Raw genomic sequence first — 16,081 nt, 5'->3', positions numbered from 1 at the left:
CGCAAGACGGCGGTCGGCGTGCTGCGGCGGTTCATTTTATGATAAACACGTGCCCATTGTCAAGTAATTATTTAGATATTTTTTTAACAGGCCGACAGCCTTCCCGTCCCCGCCGAGGAACGCGACTGTTGCCGGATTGACTGCGGACTTTAGAGACTTGTGCATGGTGCAGAATTCGTAATGGATTGGAATTTATTAAGAGAACCAAAATGCTGCCGCCTGTAACTAGCGGATTATCAAGAGGTTGTAATATTATGATGGGAAGGGCTGCCGTCGTTGCCGCATAGCGGGTCGCCCATGAGGAAAGCAGGGGCATGATCACGCTAGAATGCCCGACTCGATGCCGCCGATGTCAGCGGCGCGTTTGTTTCCCGTTTTGCAAGGATTACGCCGTGTCCACCAAAATGACGATCACCGAAAAGATTATGGCTGCCCACTCCGGCCGCGCCTCCGTCCGTGCCGGTGAAAACGTGTGGGTTAACGTCGATGTGCTCATGACTCACGATGTCTGCGGGCCGGGGACCATCGGCATCTTCCATGAAAAATTCGGCAAAAAGGCGCGCGTCTGGGATCCTGATCGCGTCGTCATCGTGCCCGACCATTACATTTTCACCGCTGATGAAAAGTGCCACCGAAACGTGCAGATTCTCCGCGACTTCGTCAAAGAGCAGGGGCTGCGCTATTACTACGATCCGGAGTTTGTTTCGGCGGCTGCGGGTTCGGGAATGCCTTCGCCTTATCGTGATCCGAATCGCACCAGCTACAAGGGCGTCTGCCACAAAGCCCTGCCGGAAGAAGGTCACGTCCGCCCCGGTGAAATTCTCCTGGGTACCGACAGCCACACCTGCACCGCTGGCGCGTTTGGCCAGTTCGCCACCGGCATCGGTAACACCGATGCTGCTTTCACCCTCGGCACCGGAAAAACCTGGTTGAAGGTCCCGCCGACGATGAAGTTCACCTTTCACGGACAGATCCCGCCGTACCTCACCGCCAAGGATCTGATCCTGGCCGTCATCGGTCAGATCAGCGTCAGCGGTGCGACATACAAAGCGATGTATTTCGCCAGCGAAGGCATCGAGTCACTCACGCTCGAAGACCGGATGACACTGACCAACATGGCCATTGAGGCTGGCGGCAAAAATGGCGTCTGCGATGTGGATGAGAAAACGCTGCAATATGTCCGCGCCCGATCAACGCGCCCGAACTGGACCGTGTACCGTGACGATGCCGGTTGCGAATACGATGCGGAGTACGAGTTTGATCTGGCGACGATGGATCCGTTGGTCGCCAAGCCGCACAGCCCCGACAACAAAGACACCGCGCACAACTGCCGCCATGTGAAGGTGGATCGCGCGTACATTGGAAGTTGCACCGGCGGGAAGATCACCGACATGATCTTTGCCGCTTCGATTCTCAAGGGGCATCAGGTGAAGGTGCCGACTTTCGTGGTGCCCGGCAGCACGGAAGTTCATGCCGATATGAAAGCCCTGAATCTCGTGGGAGAGCCGCTTAAGCCGGGTGAAAAGAGCATCGAGGAAATCCTCATGGATGCCGGCTGTCAGGTCGGCCCCAGCGGTTGCAGTGCCTGTCTGGGCGGGCCTGCGGATACGTTTGGCCGGCTCAACGAGCCGGTGACCTGCATCAGCACGACCAATCGCAACTTCCCCGGTCGGATGGGCCACAAAGAGGCGGGTGTCTATCTTGCGTCGCCGTTGACCGTCGCAGCCAGCGCATTGACCGGTCACGTCACCGACCCGCGCGAATATGTGAGCGAGCCGATCGTGACCGGCAGTGCAGGATTGGTGTGAAGCTGTGCAGAGTTCGGCTACTGCGGGTGTGTGCGTGACCGGGACCATTCCTAGCAATTGAGGAGTGGGCTTGAGAAAGACACCGCAGGCTGAATGAGCGGCTGGAAGTCGAAAGCGTAATTTCTCGAAAACATTTAATTCCCCCATGGTTATACGATCTCGATGCGATTTTTTTCGGGTCGTGACCAGACGGTTTTTTCATTGAACCAGTCTTGATTTTTTTGAGGTTTGCGGTAAATTTTGTCCCTAGAAAGTTGCCTTTAGCCATATCAAGCAAGCTCTCGAGCGGAGCGGGAGAAAAACGATGAAACGCTGGGCTTTGGGAATCGCGGCGGCGCTGAGCAGCGCGTGGGTATCGACTTCCGTTGCATCGGTGTACACCTTTGAATCGCTCAGCACCGGGGCGATCGCGACGCAGGACAACTGGACGTCGTACGCCGGTGTGGCGTCTGTGGGCACCCCGAGCGGGACGGGCAATCCGTCAACGCGAGTGTTCGTTGGTTCAGGCCTCGAAAGCTTTGGATCACGCATCAACAACGGCAGCTTCAGCATCCCGACATTTACCGGAAGCGAGACCGCTGCGGTGCTCCAGTTCGACTTCCGCCTCCCAACGGGCGGTAACCGCCAGGCGACTTTTGGTGTAGGGTACGATGTCAACGGCTCCGGCAGTGTACAGGCGGGCGTCGCGCTCAAGGAGTTAAGCCCCGTCATCGGCGCGGATTACTATTCGGGCACGCCGCACTTCATGGTGATGATCAACGGCGGTACCTTTTTCCTCTCGTACACGACTTTTCCCTCAGGGTTTGCGGTCGGAGACTGGATACGGGTTAGGCTCGACATGGATCTGACTGCCAACAGCGGTAATGGGTCGGGCGTGCTATCGGCGCAGAACCTGACGACCTCTGGTGCCATGACGGCGATCACCGGACCGCTTAACCTCAGCCTTCTTACCTCCGGCCCCGCGCCGAGCCTGTGGAACGCGATGTACGCCGAGGCCTACGGCGGTGCCAGCGGCGGCCAGAGCGACAACCTCACCGTGCTGGTGCCCGAGCCGGCGAGTCTTGGCCTCCTGGCGCTGGGCGCGGTGATGATCTTCCCCCGTAAGCGGCACGGCTGAACGGAACGGGAATGTCGCGACACTTCGGGTCGCGGTTACGCGAAATCTTTTTTAATTGTCAATGGGATGGCGGAAGGCGCAAGGGCGCCAATTCCCTGCTCGCGACGAGCTTCCTGACAACGCTCACTGCCGGCAGCGAACTCCCGACAGACGCGAGGTCGTGTGTCGTAAACCGTGCAGCGGTTTGCCTCGTCGAGAAAGCAGCACGCCTCGTGGAAGGGCAAGGGGAATAGCTGGTACCGCCAGTAAGGCGTGGCCGCGTCCTCTCGAAGTGAGCGGCCTTCGATGGTGATTCTCGGTTCTCGCGTCGCGTCCTCTGCCGAGACGAGGATGCGCCATGTCTTGCAGCAGGCACCGCAGCCGTCACATTCAAAAAATGAGTCAGGTTTTTCCACGCTGTCTCCTGCCGCTGTCAGCTTGATGGACGGTATCATCCCATCATGACGTTGACGACGAAAGAGAAAAAAGCGTTGAAGTCCCGTGGGCAGAAACTTGCCGATGACGCTCGCGTGGGTAAGGAAGGGCTGAGTGACGCCATGCTCGCGCATATCCGTGCGGTGTTGGCGCGGAATGAACTGGCAAAGGTCCGCTTTGCAGAGAAGCTCGAAGGGGCGAGTCGCAAATCCTTCGCCGAGGAGTTGTGCGCCGCGATTGGCGCCCAGTGCGTCGCAGTGGTCGGCAGAACGGTGCTGGTGTATAAGAAAAAACCTGAGGAAACAGCCTAGCATCAAAAAGCCGGGTGATGCTGCTGACCGGATGTAAGCGCAGCTTGATGCGATGACTCCGTTTGGCCGTCGCAGGCTACCAGCTCTGAGATTGCAGTAGCGAAGTGATGAAAAGGAGATCACGATGGAAGCGGACATCAAAGCAGGGCGTATTCGTCAGGGAATGACATTCAATCAGAAAGTCTGGGCACTGACCGCTCGCATACCTCACGGTAAAGTCACAACCTACGCCGAGATCGCCCGTAAACTCGGCACACGCGGCTACCGGGCAGTCGGTAACGCGCTCAACCGCAATCCATACGCTCCGGCTGTTCCCTGTCACCGAGTGGTCGGTAGCAGCGGCGCGCTGACGGGATTTTTTCACGGCATCGATAAAAAACGCGAAATGCTGCGAAAAGAGGGCGTGGCGTTGAAAGCCTCCCGCGTGGACCTGACTCAGAGTTTTACGACGCTCTGAAACTCATGCCGGCAGGCGCGCCGTGACGGCAACTCGCTGTTGTGACGATGGCGAGTCGTGGTCACGCGGCATGACGACGGCGGCTTAAGGCAGCTATGCCGCTTAATACCAGCAGGAGTGCTGAGCCGGGTTCGGGGGTTACGGTAAAGCTGTCGATTTCAAACACGCCACCTGTCGCACTCATGAAAGCGAATCCGTTGACAGCGTAGTTCCCGCCGCCGAGCGTAAAACCGATCGTCTGCACATCGCGCCGTGCTTCGTTGAACTCCGCGAGGATTTCGGGGTCGGAGTTTGCGAGCTTTCCGTTACTTGAGGTCCAGAGGGACGGGTCGTTGAGTGCGGTACTCAGCGTGACGTAGATGTTGTCCTGCATCTGATGTGCGTATGAATTAACGAAGTTCGGATAAGTGCCTTGGTATGCCTTGGAGAACCACGCATCGTAAGGCTCGCCGGGGAAGCTGGGATCGCTGCCCGGCGTGATGTACGGGCGGTCATCATTACTGCCGTGAATATCACCAGCGAACCAGAAACGGAAGTGTGAAGCAAAGCCATCGTTCTGTGGATGGACGATCCACTTCCAGAAGTCGTCACGAATGAAGTTGGTGCCATCCGTGATGCTGCTGCTCAGGCGAAAGGTTGCGCTGATCTGGTCAGCATTGCCCAAGTTGGTATGAAAGATGTTGAGGTAGTCGCCGTTGGTATCCAGCGAGCGGTCAACCACGACGAACTGGGTACGGTAGGTTGGAGTATTCGTCGAGGTGGGATATCCATTGGTGGGGACAGCCGCGGTGATGGTCGAGCCTGTCCAGCCGGGTGTGCTGGTGACGATAGGGCGTATGAGGGTGTTTGTTTCATCCAGGCCGTCAGCAAAGTCCCATTGGCGCGTCCCGACCCGCCAGAGGCTGGTAACATCAGTGTCAAAGGTTTCCGTGTATGCCTGAGCCACGGAAGCGAGGAAGGCATTGAGCAGAATCACGGCCAATACGCGGGTTCTCATCATCTCCTCCACAAGGTGTCAAAGTGCTTGCTGAACGCAGCCAAAACCTTATGGTGTTAGTATTCGGGGATTCTCATTCACAGGCAACACTATTTATCCGTAAACTCCTTGAAATTATGGACTTAAATTGATACACAGTTACGATATGCGACTAACGGTCACCTCTTGTGTGTGAATTTGGGTAAAGATGAAGGATTGGAATCGGCGACGAGGAGATGCCATTGGCAGAGTTCATCAATCCCAGCAGGACTTTCCCGATATGTGATGCGGTGGTCTATTCGGGACGGATTCTGGAAACGGTGATCGTGCCGATCCCGGACGGAGCCAGTGAGCCGGTTCGCGGCGGCGCGTCGGCGGAGATGCGTGAGATTTTCAGGCAGCTCGACGAAGTACTGGCCGCAGCCGGTACGGATAAGACGAGCGTTGTTTCCGTTAAGTTGTATCTTCAGCATGTCGTCCGCGATATTGCTGAGGTCAACGAGGTGTATCGCGAGTATTTTGGTGCGCATCCGCCGATGCGATGCGGAGTCGGCGTTGATCTTCAGGCGGGGATGCTCGTCGAGGCGGCGTTTACCTGTGAGCTTCCCGCGAAGGAATAAGGAACTCTGAATGTCTTCCCGTGACGATGACGCTCGCCGAAAATACTGGACGCAACAGCTCGATGAAGCGCATGCGTTCATGCAGCGGATGTGGACTTACCCGGTCAATGAGTGCGGCGAGGCGATGGTATCGCTTGAGGACGCCGCCAAGGACGCCGGCGCGGTAGTTGAGTTTTCTGATAAACCGCATGTGCTGGGTCTGCCGCGGCTCTATTACCTGCGAGCCGGACAGATTGAGGGTTTCATTGGTGCCGCCGCCGCGATGAATAAACGCGGATGGGTCATGCGCGTCGAGGATGGTTACCGCACACGGCAAATGCAGAAACACCTGGCGCGCACTCCAGGCGTGTTTGACGCGATCCTCCGCAGCGTGATCTGGGAACTGGGAGGCAAGACACCCAGCCCGGAATTTTTCATGAAGCGCAGCATGACGCTCGTCGCCTCGATGCCCAAGGTCGGCACGCACATGTCGGGCAGCGCGATCGATATCAGCGTGCTGGATCGAAAAACCCGGAAGGAAATCGACCGCGGCAAGCCGTATCTGGAGATGTCCGAATTAACGCCGATGACGTCTCCCTTCATCAGTGCAGCCCAGCGAAAAAATCGTCGGGATATCACAGCCCTGATGCGGAAGCACGGATTTATCGAGTATCCCTACGAGTTCTGGCATTACAACAGCGGCGACGCTTATTACGAGGTGCTGACCCAATCCGGCAAACCCGCTCGGTACGGGGCGATCGACTGGGAAGGACCGGGATACTCGAAAGTAACCCCGATTCCCAAACCCAACGAGCCGCTCAACAGCACAGCGGAAATCAAAAAGGAGATCGACGCGGCTCTCAAACGGCTGGCCAAGTGAGGTCAGCCTGAGTCACGCTATCCGCATGGAAACGCAACCTCCTAAAAAAAGAAGCAGGTGGGAAATCATCGCCTGGGTGGGTACCGCACTGATGCTCTTCTCTTACTTGATGATGAGCATGCGACGCCTTGATCCGAATATCGTGTTTTACAGTTGTCAGCTCGTGGGGCAGATCGCGCTGTTGGTCGTCTCGGCATCGAAGCGCGCCTGGCAGCCGGCCGTGGCGAACCTCGCTTTCGCCATCGCCTCGGTGGTGGGTTTGATCTATTGCTTTGCGTCAACGGGCTGAGCGGTCTCATCGCTGAGCTTTTTGTCGATCCATGATGCGATGAGACGCGCATATTCCGGACGCGGGTGACTGTCGGCGAAGAATAGCTGGTTGCTCGTCATTCCCGTCCTGGTCATGTGTTCGTTCAGCAGCGGTCGGCTGTCCAGAATCGATACGCCTGTGGCTTCAAGTTTTGTTTTGATCCTGTCAATCGGCACGTCGAAACGCGAACCGTCAGAGGCGAAGATCACAAACAGAAACTTCACGCCGTGGCTCTGGCACTCCCGATGCATCGCATCGCCCAGACCCGCGATCAGGTCAGTCACTCTCTCATCGGGAACCCAGCGGGATGCCAGTGAGCGATAGATATGCGAGCGACGAGCAAGGTTGACGCGAAAGGCTTCGAGCGGAGAAGAGAAGGTATCCCCAGCACGACCCATGAGAACCGGCTGGCTGTCGCGAAGGATGAAGCGCGGTCTTTCCGGCTGGGTTGCGACAGTCACATCGGGCAGGCCTGTGCGTCGGAAGTGGTCATCCATGAAAAGATAGACGCACCTTTGAGGACGGGCGCCCGCTTCCAGTTTCCGCTTCAGATGAATCCATGCGTCTGAGGTGCCGGCATTACGGATACCGAAGTTATAAATCCGATCACTCGATCGGAGTGACTGCAATCGGGCAGCAAGGGTCTGGTCATCCTCCAACCCTTCGCCAAAAGTGAACGAGCAGCCAAACAGAAAAATCTCCGGTCCCTGATCGGGACGACCCGGCACGACTCGGCTGGCGACCGCATCCGTGTGGTACCGGACATCAAAGTCGAGCGATCCGTCTGACTTGGTTTTCCTGGCGCGTGCGGAGGACAGAGGCAGAAGCTGCGCGAAAGCCTGTCGATCCGGCCCCTCGATCTGACCAGTGAAACTACCCGTTGAGATGCTCTGGCTGTGCTGCAACCAGCCGCGGCCGGTCACTGTTTCGCCGATCATCCCGCCGATCAAAAGAATGGTCAAAGCGAGCGTGATTTTGGCTGCGACGCCGGGTTGTATGAACGCGAGGCTGGCCGTGGTCAAGAGTCCCAGCAGCACACAAAACCCCAGCCATGCGTTGAGGGACGTACCGCGCATGCATAGATACGCCCCCGCAGCCAGCGCGAACGATCCGAGGATGATCAGCAGGGATACCGCTCGGCCGCGCAAAGCGACAAGCCACAGCGCCAAGCCGGCCACCGTCGCACACAGGCCGAGGTAATCAGTTCGTGTTAACGAGCCTTCACCCGTCGAAAACAAAGTTGCTGCCAGCGGCCACTGCGCCAGTATCGCGACGAATGTCGTGACATATCGAAATCGTTGATAGGCGAGTGTGGTCGCGGGCATTTCGTGTCACCGGATGATCGCAACTCAAAACAGCGTGTAGATAAACGGGGCCAGTCCGCTGCCGCCAAGCACGACCAGCACACCCACCAGGAGCAGCACAACGACGATCGGGATGAGCCACCAGCTTGTGCTGTTGACCAGAAAATCGGTCAACTCACGGATGATGCCGGGGGATTCCTGCTGAGCCTGCTGCTCGAAGTCGTTTCGCTTTTGAGTGTCGTTTGGTTCAGACATGATGACCCTTTTCAGTATTGGCGGAAGTAACGGGAGGAATCTGCCGTCGTCTCGTGTGTGGTCCAGTACGTCGCCGCTTCGCGGTCGATGCGGCATTGCATCGGATCGTGTCCGAACACTCTCATCACCAGGCCGATCGGCGTGACCACGAGGTAGAACACGATGCCGAGAATCAGATGCGACATCGTCCAGCCGAGCGGTAGTGCGGCATACATCCAGCCGGTGTAGAGCGTTTTGCCGATGACGGGTGAAACGAGCGTCAGGATCGCGCCAACGACCCCGACACCCCAGGCGACGCCAGCTACGGTCCATTGATCGACACCCAGCCCTTCGATTCCGCCGATGGTCAGCAGAGTCAGCGGAATCAGCACGCCCAGGAGTTGCATGGTTCGTGGCTGGTCGCGATTGAATGCGATGCTGATCAAAAAGGCTGCGCCGGTCACCGCAGCCATAATCAGCAAGGCTTCGCGCTTGCCCAGCGCGATCAGCCCCAGCAGGCCGAAAAATGCGACGAACATCAACGCGAAAATTCGCAGGTCGCGTTTTGTCGGGTTGAGTTTGATTTCGATGACAGCCATAGAGTTCTCACGCGGACAGCAACCATTTCGATATGAACACTCACGGGAAGAAGTCAGGATTTCCTTTTGTTATGCGTTCAGGTTCATGGGCGATCCGAAGCTGCTGAATAGAACGGAAAGATTTCAGTCCAGTTGGAACTCCGCCAGATATTTCGCCACGTCGATCGGCTTGAGATTCGGTTGTTCTTCCTTGATGAGCACGTTGCGTTCGAGCACGAGCACATCCATGTTTGTCGCCAGAAAACAGCGGTAAGCATGTTCATGCGAGCAGACGATCGGTTCACCGCGCACGTTGAAGCTGGTGTTGATCATGACCGGGCATCCTGTGCGCGACTCAAACTTTTTCAGCAACATGTGAAATCGTCCGTGCCGCACCGGGTCGATTGTTTGCACGCGGGCGGAGTAATCGACGTGCGTGACAGCCGGGATATCCGAGCGTTTGATTTTCAGCTTGTCGATGCCCTGGAGGTGTTCGGATCCGCCGTTGAGTTTCAGACGCCGCTCCTGTCTCACTGGAGCGACCAGCAGCATGTAGGGGCTTTCCTGGCCTTGCCGCATGTCGAAGTATTCATGCGTGCGGTCGTGCAGCACCACCGGCGCAAATGGACGGAACGATTCGCGGAATTTGATTTTGACATTCATCACCGACTGCATTTTTTCACTGCGGGCATCGCCGATGATCGATCGCGACCCCAGCGCCCGCGGGCCGAACTCCATTCGTCCCTGCACCCAACCGATGACTTTTTCACCGGCCGCCAGATCAGCCACGAAATCGCAGAGCGACTCGTCGTCGTCGAAGCGGCGGTACTTCGCGCCGGCGGAGTTGAGAAATTCACGGATTAGCTCATCGCCGAAACGCGGCCCCAGCAGTGAGCCGGCCTGATGATCGCTCTCACCCGCCTTTCGGGTGCGCGGATTGTCGAGAAGCTGATGCCAGATGAACAGCGCGACTCCCAGTGCTCCGCCCGCATCACCTGCTGCGGGCTGGATCCAGATATCGTCGAAGGCTCCATCGCGCAGAATCTTGCCGTTTCCGACGCAGTTGAGAGCCACGCCGCCAGCCAGACAGAGGTGTTTCATTCCGGTGACATGCTTGACGTGACGGGCGATCCTGACCATCGCTTCTTCGGTAACCGCCTGGATCGACGCTGCGATGTCCATTTCTCGCTGAGTCACCGGAGACTCCGGCTTGCGACGCGGCCCGCCGAAGAGCTTGTCGAACTTTGGGCTTGTCATGGTAAGCCCCTGGCAGTAATTGAAGTACGACATGTCCATGCGGAATGAGCCGTCAGTTTTGATGTCGATCAGTTTCTCCCGGATGAGATCGGCATAGATCGGCTTGCCGTAGGGAGCCAGCCCCATGAGTTTGTATTCGCCGCTGTTGACACGAAATCCGGTGAAGTAAGTAAACGCGGAGTAGAGAAGCCCCAGCGAGTGCGGGAACCTGATCTGATGCGTGAGCTGGATTTTGTTGCCGCGTCCGATGCCGAAACTGGTGGTCGTCCATTCGCCGACGCCATCGAGCGTGAGGATCGCCGCCTCTTCGTAGGGAGACGGAAAAAATGCGCTGGCGGCATGTGATTCGTGATGCTCGGTAAAGACGCAGCGTTTCCTGTATGCCCCGCGCAAGCCCTTGCGGATCTCACGCGGCAAGTAGAGCTTCTGCTTGAGCCACAACGGCATCGCCTGGACGAAGGAGCGGAATCCCGCAGGCGCATAGGCGACATAAGTTTCGAGCAGTCGCTCAAACTTCAGGAAGGGCTTGTCGTAGAAGCCGACGTAATCAAGCTGCTCAGGCTTCAGACCGGCCTCGGAGAGGCAGTAGTCGATCGCATGGATGGGAAATTCGAAGTCGTGCTTGCGACGGGTGAATCGCTCCTCCTGAGCTGCGGCGACGATCGAGCCATCAACCACCAGTGCCGCTGCGGAGTCGTGGTAAAACGCGGAGATACCCAGAATAGCCGTCATCAGAGTCGAAATTTAACGCGCGACCTGTTCTGCGGCGCAGATTTTCTGCGATATTTTTCTGTTTTATCCGGGCAGCCGCATTACAGACGGCCTGCCAGGTCACGAAGCAGAGAGGCACCTTCCGCTGAAGTTCCAGGAAAAACAACCGCCCGCCGGAATAGCGGCGGGCGGATGATGGCGATTCAATAATGGGTAAGAATCGGGATTTTCGACGGCTGATTATTCGACGCCACCGGTACGAGTGAGCGTGTCAAGGCCGTAAAGCTCGATCTTGCGATACAGCCGCTGACGCTGGATGCCGAGCAAACGAGCTGCCTTGGCCTGATTACCATCAGCCACGCGGAGTGCGTGGGCGATGTGGTTACGCTCAGCAACTTCGAGCGGGACGACCCGCTGGTCGAGAGTCGGCGTTGCATTAACGCTGGCAGTGCGGATCTTTTCAGGCAGGTCGTTGGCGCGGATGAGATCGGTCGTGCAGAAGACCGAGGCGTGCTCAACCGCGTTCGCAAGCTCGCGGACGTTACCGGGCCAGTCGAAGCACTGGAGAGCTGCCATCGCATCAGGTGCGAGACTCTTGGCAGGCTCATCGTAGAGCTTGGCCAGACGGCCAAGGAAGTGATCCGCCAGCGGAACGATGTCATCCACGCGGTCACGCAGCGGCGGAACACGAAGCTGGATCACGTTGAGCCGGAAAAAGAGGTCTTCGCGGAAGGTTCCGCGGCGAACCATCGCTTCCAGATCACGGTGAGTAGCTGCGACGAGACGAACGTCGATCGGGATCGACTTGACTGCACCCAGAGGGGTGACTGCCCGCTCCTGAATCACGCGGAGGAGCTTGGCCTGAACATCAAGCGGAAGCTCGCCGATTTCATCGAGGAAAAGGGTGCCGCCCTCAGCAGAACGGAAGAAGCCGATGGTGGACTGCTGCGCGCCCGTAAACGATCCCTTGACGTGACCGAACAACTGCGACTCCATCATCGAGTCGTGAAGTGTGGTGCAGTCAACGGGAACGAAAGGACGTGAGCTGCGGCTGGACAGCAGGTGAAGCTGGCGTGCGACGAGTTCTTTACCGGTACCCGATTCGCCGTGGATCATTGCGGTGACTTCACGACGGCCTACGGCTTCAATGGCACCGTAGAGGCGGTGCATGCACTCGCTGCGGAACACCATCATCGGCTGGGCAGCACCGTCACCACGCACGGCTACAGGAGATGCCGCTGATGATTCGGATTGTGCCGACTCGCGTGCGTCCTCTCGGGCGAATACATCCTCCTGCCCGCGAGACAGCGCGTCGGCTGGTGCCGATGAACTGTTTTCGATCGTAGGTTTTGTTTCCACTGAGGTCTCACTCTCCCCGGGAATAGGGTCCCGGCCCCGAAACTGGCTTTCTTCTCCAATCACCGAGCCGGCTGTGCCTCACCGTCGCCACGATAAGACCGCCGCAGGGTGTATAGCCCTAATGATCCTACACCAAGAATTCCCAAAAATGAAGTCAAAGGTTCGGGAATAGGAACAATTATACCAGGTCGATTCAGGATTTTGAAGTCCTGAATGGTGAATAGCTTTTCAGAAGTCACGTCAGGCGGGGCGTTGATATTGCGAAGCAGGAAGTCGTATTGGAAGGCGTAAGCCAGATCGCCGCTGAAGGCCGACAGCGTACCGTTGAGATTATCGGCGTCGCCGTCGGTCAGCATACCGTAAATCGAAGCAGCGGTTCCAGCCTGATATCCCTGCGGACCGAGGAACGCGGGGCCAAAGCCATTGTTACCCAGAATGGTGTCTCGGACGTTAACTCCATCTGCAAAATCGACTTGTATGCCGATGTTGTTGACTGTCGGAGCACTGGGTGAGATGGTGACCTGATCGTCGAGGTCTCCGGGTGAAGCCAGGGGGTTATCCAAGCCGTGATCGTTATAGGCGAAGAGGTGGAAGTCCTGATCGGTGGTTGAGAGGGTATCCAGCTGGAGGTTCATATCCAGCTTGGAAAACGTGGTACCCGCACCGAGGATGCGGTACATAAGCGTGACTTTAAACTTTCCAGCCGCGGTGTAGTGTGCGTTGATGACGTGAGGCAGTACCTGCTCCACGTTTTGGAAGACCAGCTCGCCATTGTTACCGATGGCTTTTTCGGGGCCGGATGAACCGATGCGGTAGAAATAGGAGAGTCCGCCGAGCGATCCGCCTTGACCGACGTGTTCGACGCCGTTGAGCGTCCAACTGGTGATCTGCCCGGACTGATCGTCAAACGTCGCCGACGCCAGACCGCTGGTCATCACATGGGTAACTGCCTGCGCAGGCATCACTGCCGCACTCAGAACAGCCAAGCCATAGCACAGCTTTTTGAGCGAAATTCGGCTAACTATGGGCATCCTTTGTCTCCCTCTAAGCCCGCGCTCCCTCATGTAACGCGGGTTCTCTCCCGAGAACGTGCGATTGGATCGTACATCAGACTTTTGCCTGATGCAAGGAATAAAATTTGTTTGAATACGATTTTTTTGAGGTATCAAGGGTATCTTTTCCCTCATCAATATCCTATTTTTCTTATTTTATCCAAATTACCAGAGTCTCCCACATCCTTTGGACACCTCATCATCACTAATCAGGTTGATTCCGCGGCAGTCAACCTATTTCTCTGGTTCTGGGCGTCGGCCATCTGTTCGCCGGTTGGACTGCGGCCAGTGGTCATCATGTTAATGAAGCAGTCAAACAGGTACCGTGCATCATGCGGCCCCGGTGCCGCTTCCGGGTGATATTGCACCGCGAAAATCGGGTCCGTCTTATGCCGGAAGCCTTCCAGAGTTCGATCGTTGAGATTGATGTGTGTCGGCTCGCCGCCCACTTTCGCCAGGGACTCAGTATCGACCGCGAAACCGTGGTTCTGGCTGGTGATTTCTACTTTGCCGGTCTGTTGGTTTTGCACCGGCTGGTTACCGCCGCGATGACCGAATTTTAATTTGAAGGTCGTTGCTCCCATCGCCAGGCTCAGCAACTGATGGCCAAGACAGATTCCGAAGATCGGCAACTTACCGCGCATCTGGCGGAGGGTGTCGATGGTCGGCGTCACCGCAGCCGGATCACCCGGACCATTGGAGACGAATAGTCCGCTGGGCTTGTGCTCCAGAATTTGTGCGGGCGTGGCGTCGTACGGCAGCACCGTCACATCGCAACCCGATTGCACGAGGTTGCGCAGAATGTTGAGCTTCGCACCGCAGTCGAGGGCGACCACCTTGAATCGTTTCGTCGGAGGATCGATCCGGCCCTGAATCGGGGCCCAGTCACCCAGATGTTCATCCCACCGCTGGGCATCGCTGCGGCTGACGGCGGAAACGATGTTCCTCCCCACCAGTCCCGGCACGCGACGCGCCATCGCAACCAGCTCCTCATCGCTGCGCTGCTCTGTCGAGAGGATTCCGTTCAGCGCACCGCGAATACGCAGCAATCGTGTCAATGCCCGCGTGTCGATGCCTGTAATACCCGTCGCGTTCTGACTGGCGAGCCAGTCAGAGAGCGATCGCGTCGAGCGATAGTTGCTGGCGATGTTCGACAACTCACGCACCACGAAGCCTGACACCCAGATACGGCGGGATTCCATGTCGTCTTCGCTGACGCCGTAGTTACCGATCAGCGGGTACGTCATCGTCACGATCTGGCCGTAGTACGAAGGATCGGTGAGGATTTCCTGATAGCCGCTCAGCGAGGTGTTGAAGCAGACTTCGCCATCGATGCTGCGCGGGGTGAGATTACCGAATGCCTGCCCGCTGAAGACGCTGCCGTCTTCCAGCGCCAGTTTTGCAGGAACGGTCGGGAGTAATTGCTGTTTTCGATTTTCGCTCATCGGCGGGGATTATACGCGGATGAAATCGCCTCGCTTGCCGCGAATCAAAAACTTCGCACGTCCGCAGCCCTGCGGAGCGGGGTACATTTGTTGATTCGGATTGCGGTTCTTATCCTGCAGCAATGAACATCATTTCCGAAGGCGTCGTCTGCGCGAGCACCCGGTTAACTGATGCTTTGAGCTGCTGTTTTCCCGGCATCGCAGCACTGGAAACGGGCCGCTGGATCTGCGGGTACCGCTTGGCACCCGCCAAGATGTCACGCACCGGTCGCGTTCGTCTCCGTTACTCCGACGATCAGGGAAAGACATGGAGTCCGATGATCGACCCGGCTCCGACCGTACCGGCGATCGGCGGCAGGCCCGGTCAATGGCGTGCCGCATTTCCCACTCCGCTGTCGGGTAATCGCGTGCTGCTGACGCTCGGATGGGAGGATTACTCCGAACCATTTCAGGCCATGTACAACGAAATCACCGAAGGCCTCGTGGACATGCGCATGTCCACGCTGGTGTCTGAGGACGGCGGACAGACCTGGAGCACGCCGCGCCCCGTGACGTTTGGTCCGTATGACAAAGTGCCCGATGCGATCACCGGCGCAACGGTCGTGTTGCCCGATGGCCGGTGGGGGGCACAATTTGAAGTCAACAAACCATACAACGACACGACGCCCTGGCAGCATCACGCCTCCATCACGTTTTCAAGCGATCAAGGCAAGACGTGGACAGAATGCGTGGACACTCACTCCGATCCCTCCAAGCGCGTCTTCTGCTGGGATCAACGCATGGCGATGCTCCGGGACGGCACGTTGCAGGTTTTCTATTGGACGTTTGATCGACAGATAGCCGCGTATCTCAACATGCACGCGCGAGCCTCAAAAGACTCAGGCAGAACATGGGGACCGCTCTGGGACACCGGACTGGCGGGACAACCTGCGAGGCCGGTATCACTCCTCGATGGCCGTCTCCTTCTGGTTTATGTGGACCGCTCCGCGACACCCGCGATCAAAGCACGCATCAGCAGCGACGGCGGAAAATCATTCCCCGAATCAACCGAACTGATCGTCCACCAACCATCACTCAAACCACAGACCTGGAAAAAAGGCACCATGTCCGATGCGTGGAATGAGATGGGTGAATTCTCGCTGGGGCTGCCGGACGCAACGCTCCTCTCCGATGGCAGCGTGCTGACGGTTTTCTACTCCGGCCCCAGAGCCGATCAGACAGACGTACGCTGGGCGCGGATACAGATCTGACGCTGCGGGTAATCACCCG

General features: G+C 57.4%; 17 protein-coding genes. 8 read left to right on the top strand and 9 right to left on the bottom strand.

Going from position 1 to position 16,081, the window contains the following annotated elements; translation table 11 throughout:
* The first annotated feature begins 404 nt into the window (after positions 1-404).
* Both IT444_02665 and IT444_02660 read left to right on the top strand, forming a co-directional pair.
* Positions 405-1,808, top strand: coding sequence for a 3-isopropylmalate dehydratase large subunit (locus IT444_02665; protein MCC7191660.1), 1,404 nt, complete (start codon positions 405-407; stop codon positions 1,806-1,808).
* A gap of 304 nt (positions 1,809-2,112) precedes the next feature.
* Complete coding sequence (locus tag IT444_02660) at positions 2,113-2,925, top strand: PEP-CTERM sorting domain-containing protein (GenBank protein ID MCC7191659.1); 813 nt, start codon at positions 2,113-2,115, stop codon at positions 2,923-2,925.
* A 35-nt stretch (positions 2,926-2,960) separates the two neighbouring features.
* Here the strand turns inward: IT444_02660 and IT444_02655 are convergent, their stop codons facing one another.
* Entirely contained in the window at positions 2,961-3,320 is a 360-nt protein-coding gene (locus IT444_02655) for a YkgJ family cysteine cluster protein (protein ID MCC7191658.1), read from the bottom strand.
* A 45-nt stretch (positions 3,321-3,365) separates the two neighbouring features.
* Here IT444_02655 and IT444_02650 point away from each other — a divergent pair, with 45 nt between their 5' ends.
* On the top strand, positions 3,366-3,650 hold the full coding sequence (locus IT444_02650) for a YhbY family RNA-binding protein (protein ID MCC7191657.1): 285 nt from the start codon (positions 3,366-3,368) through the stop codon (positions 3,648-3,650).
* Between the two features lie 124 nt (positions 3,651-3,774).
* Positions 3,775-4,107: an MGMT family protein gene (locus IT444_02645; protein ID MCC7191656.1), complete on the top strand. Its 333-nt coding sequence runs from the start codon at positions 3,775-3,777 to the stop codon at positions 4,105-4,107.
* A gap of 61 nt (positions 4,108-4,168) precedes the next feature.
* Here the strand turns inward: IT444_02645 and IT444_02640 are convergent, their stop codons facing one another.
* The gene (locus tag IT444_02640; protein ID MCC7191655.1) at positions 4,169-5,104 is read right to left on the bottom strand and encodes a PEP-CTERM sorting domain-containing protein; all 936 of its coding nucleotides are present in this window, start codon (positions 5,102-5,104) and stop codon (positions 4,169-4,171) included.
* 221 nt (positions 5,105-5,325) lie between these two features.
* Here IT444_02640 and IT444_02635 point away from each other — a divergent pair, with 221 nt between their 5' ends.
* Genes IT444_02635 through IT444_02625 form a run of 3 tightly spaced genes read left to right on the top strand, consistent with a single transcriptional unit; the run spans position 5,326 to position 6,851 of the window.
* Complete coding sequence (locus IT444_02635) at positions 5,326-5,703, top strand: RidA family protein (protein ID MCC7191654.1); 378 nt, start codon at positions 5,326-5,328, stop codon at positions 5,701-5,703.
* A gap of 10 nt (positions 5,704-5,713) precedes the next feature.
* Positions 5,714-6,562, top strand: coding sequence for a hypothetical protein (locus tag IT444_02630; GenBank protein ID MCC7191653.1), 849 nt, complete (start codon positions 5,714-5,716; stop codon positions 6,560-6,562).
* A gap of 25 nt (positions 6,563-6,587) precedes the next feature.
* Positions 6,588-6,851: a hypothetical protein gene (locus IT444_02625; GenBank protein ID MCC7191652.1), complete on the top strand. Its 264-nt coding sequence runs from the start codon at positions 6,588-6,590 to the stop codon at positions 6,849-6,851.
* Here the strand turns inward: IT444_02625 and IT444_02620 are convergent.
* The 7 genes from IT444_02620 to carA form a co-directional block, all read right to left on the bottom strand.
* On the bottom strand, positions 6,827-8,197 hold the full coding sequence (locus IT444_02620) for a hypothetical protein (protein MCC7191651.1): 1,371 nt from the start codon (positions 8,195-8,197) through the stop codon (positions 6,827-6,829). The two genes, IT444_02625 and IT444_02620, sit on opposite strands and share 25 nt — an antisense overlap.
* A 24-nt stretch (positions 8,198-8,221) precedes the next feature.
* Complete coding sequence (locus IT444_02615) at positions 8,222-8,431, bottom strand: hypothetical protein (protein ID MCC7191650.1); 210 nt, start codon at positions 8,429-8,431, stop codon at positions 8,222-8,224.
* A gap of 11 nt (positions 8,432-8,442) precedes the next feature.
* Complete coding sequence (locus tag IT444_02610) at positions 8,443-9,009, bottom strand: hypothetical protein (GenBank protein ID MCC7191649.1); 567 nt, start codon at positions 9,007-9,009, stop codon at positions 8,443-8,445.
* Positions 9,010-9,132: 123 nt separating this feature from the next.
* Entirely contained in the window at positions 9,133-10,977 is a 1,845-nt protein-coding gene (locus IT444_02605; GenBank protein MCC7191648.1) for a carbamoyltransferase, read from the bottom strand.
* A 219-nt stretch (positions 10,978-11,196) separates the two neighbouring features.
* Positions 11,197-12,315, bottom strand: coding sequence for a sigma-54-dependent Fis family transcriptional regulator (locus tag IT444_02600; protein MCC7191647.1), 1,119 nt, complete (start codon positions 12,313-12,315; stop codon positions 11,197-11,199).
* A 59-nt stretch (positions 12,316-12,374) separates the two neighbouring features.
* A complete protein-coding gene (locus tag IT444_02595; GenBank protein ID MCC7191646.1) occupies positions 12,375-13,346 on the bottom strand; it encodes a hypothetical protein in 972 nt (323 codons plus the stop codon).
* Positions 13,347-13,576: 230 nt separating this feature from the next.
* The gene (gene carA / locus IT444_02590) at positions 13,577-14,812 is read right to left on the bottom strand and encodes a glutamine-hydrolyzing carbamoyl-phosphate synthase small subunit (protein ID MCC7191645.1); all 1,236 of its coding nucleotides are present in this window, start codon (positions 14,810-14,812) and stop codon (positions 13,577-13,579) included.
* 122 nt (positions 14,813-14,934) lie between these two features.
* On the opposite strand from carA, the gene IT444_02585 reads away from it, so the two are divergent.
* On the top strand, positions 14,935-16,062 hold the full coding sequence (locus IT444_02585; protein ID MCC7191644.1) for an exo-alpha-sialidase: 1,128 nt from the start codon (positions 14,935-14,937) through the stop codon (positions 16,060-16,062).
* Positions 16,063-16,081: the final 19 nt, after the last annotated feature.

The organism is Phycisphaeraceae bacterium (assembly GCA_020851465.1).
In the GTDB taxonomy this organism is placed as follows: Bacteria; Planctomycetota; Phycisphaerae; order Phycisphaerales; family Phycisphaeraceae; genus JADZCR01.
The sequence above is the reverse complement of the archived record's forward strand: the minus strand, read 5'-3'. Positions and strand labels throughout refer to the sequence as shown.

Bases quoted from the DNA above. Each gene is read 5' to 3' on its own strand.
- IT444_02665 (MCC7191660.1), top strand. From the start codon at position 405: ATGACGATCACCGAAAAGATTATGGCTGCCCACTCCGGCCGCGCCTCC.
- IT444_02660 (MCC7191659.1), top strand. From the start codon at position 2,113: ATGAAACGCTGGGCTTTGGGAATCGCGGCGGCGCTGAGCAGCGCGTGG.
- IT444_02650 (MCC7191657.1), top strand. From the start codon at position 3,366: ATGACGTTGACGACGAAAGAGAAAAAAGCGTTGAAGTCCCGTGGGCAG.
- IT444_02645 (MCC7191656.1), top strand. From the start codon at position 3,775: ATGGAAGCGGACATCAAAGCAGGGCGTATTCGTCAGGGAATGACATTC.
- IT444_02640 (MCC7191655.1), bottom strand. From the start codon at position 5,104: ATGAGAACCCGCGTATTGGCCGTGATTCTGCTCAATGCCTTCCTCGCT.
- IT444_02630 (MCC7191653.1), top strand. From the start codon at position 5,714: ATGTCTTCCCGTGACGATGACGCTCGCCGAAAATACTGGACGCAACAG.
- IT444_02625 (MCC7191652.1), top strand. From the start codon at position 6,588: ATGGAAACGCAACCTCCTAAAAAAAGAAGCAGGTGGGAAATCATCGCC.
- IT444_02620 (MCC7191651.1), bottom strand. From the start codon at position 8,197: ATGCCCGCGACCACACTCGCCTATCAACGATTTCGATATGTCACGACA.
- IT444_02615 (MCC7191650.1), bottom strand. From the start codon at position 8,431: ATGTCTGAACCAAACGACACTCAAAAGCGAAACGACTTCGAGCAGCAG.
- IT444_02610 (MCC7191649.1), bottom strand. From the start codon at position 9,009: ATGGCTGTCATCGAAATCAAACTCAACCCGACAAAACGCGACCTGCGA.
- IT444_02605 (MCC7191648.1), bottom strand. From the start codon at position 10,977: ATGACGGCTATTCTGGGTATCTCCGCGTTTTACCACGACTCCGCAGCG.
- IT444_02595 (MCC7191646.1), bottom strand. From the start codon at position 13,346: ATGCCCATAGTTAGCCGAATTTCGCTCAAAAAGCTGTGCTATGGCTTG.
- carA (MCC7191645.1), bottom strand. From the start codon at position 14,812: ATGAGCGAAAATCGAAAACAGCAATTACTCCCGACCGTTCCTGCAAAA.
- IT444_02585 (MCC7191644.1), top strand. From the start codon at position 14,935: ATGAACATCATTTCCGAAGGCGTCGTCTGCGCGAGCACCCGGTTAACT.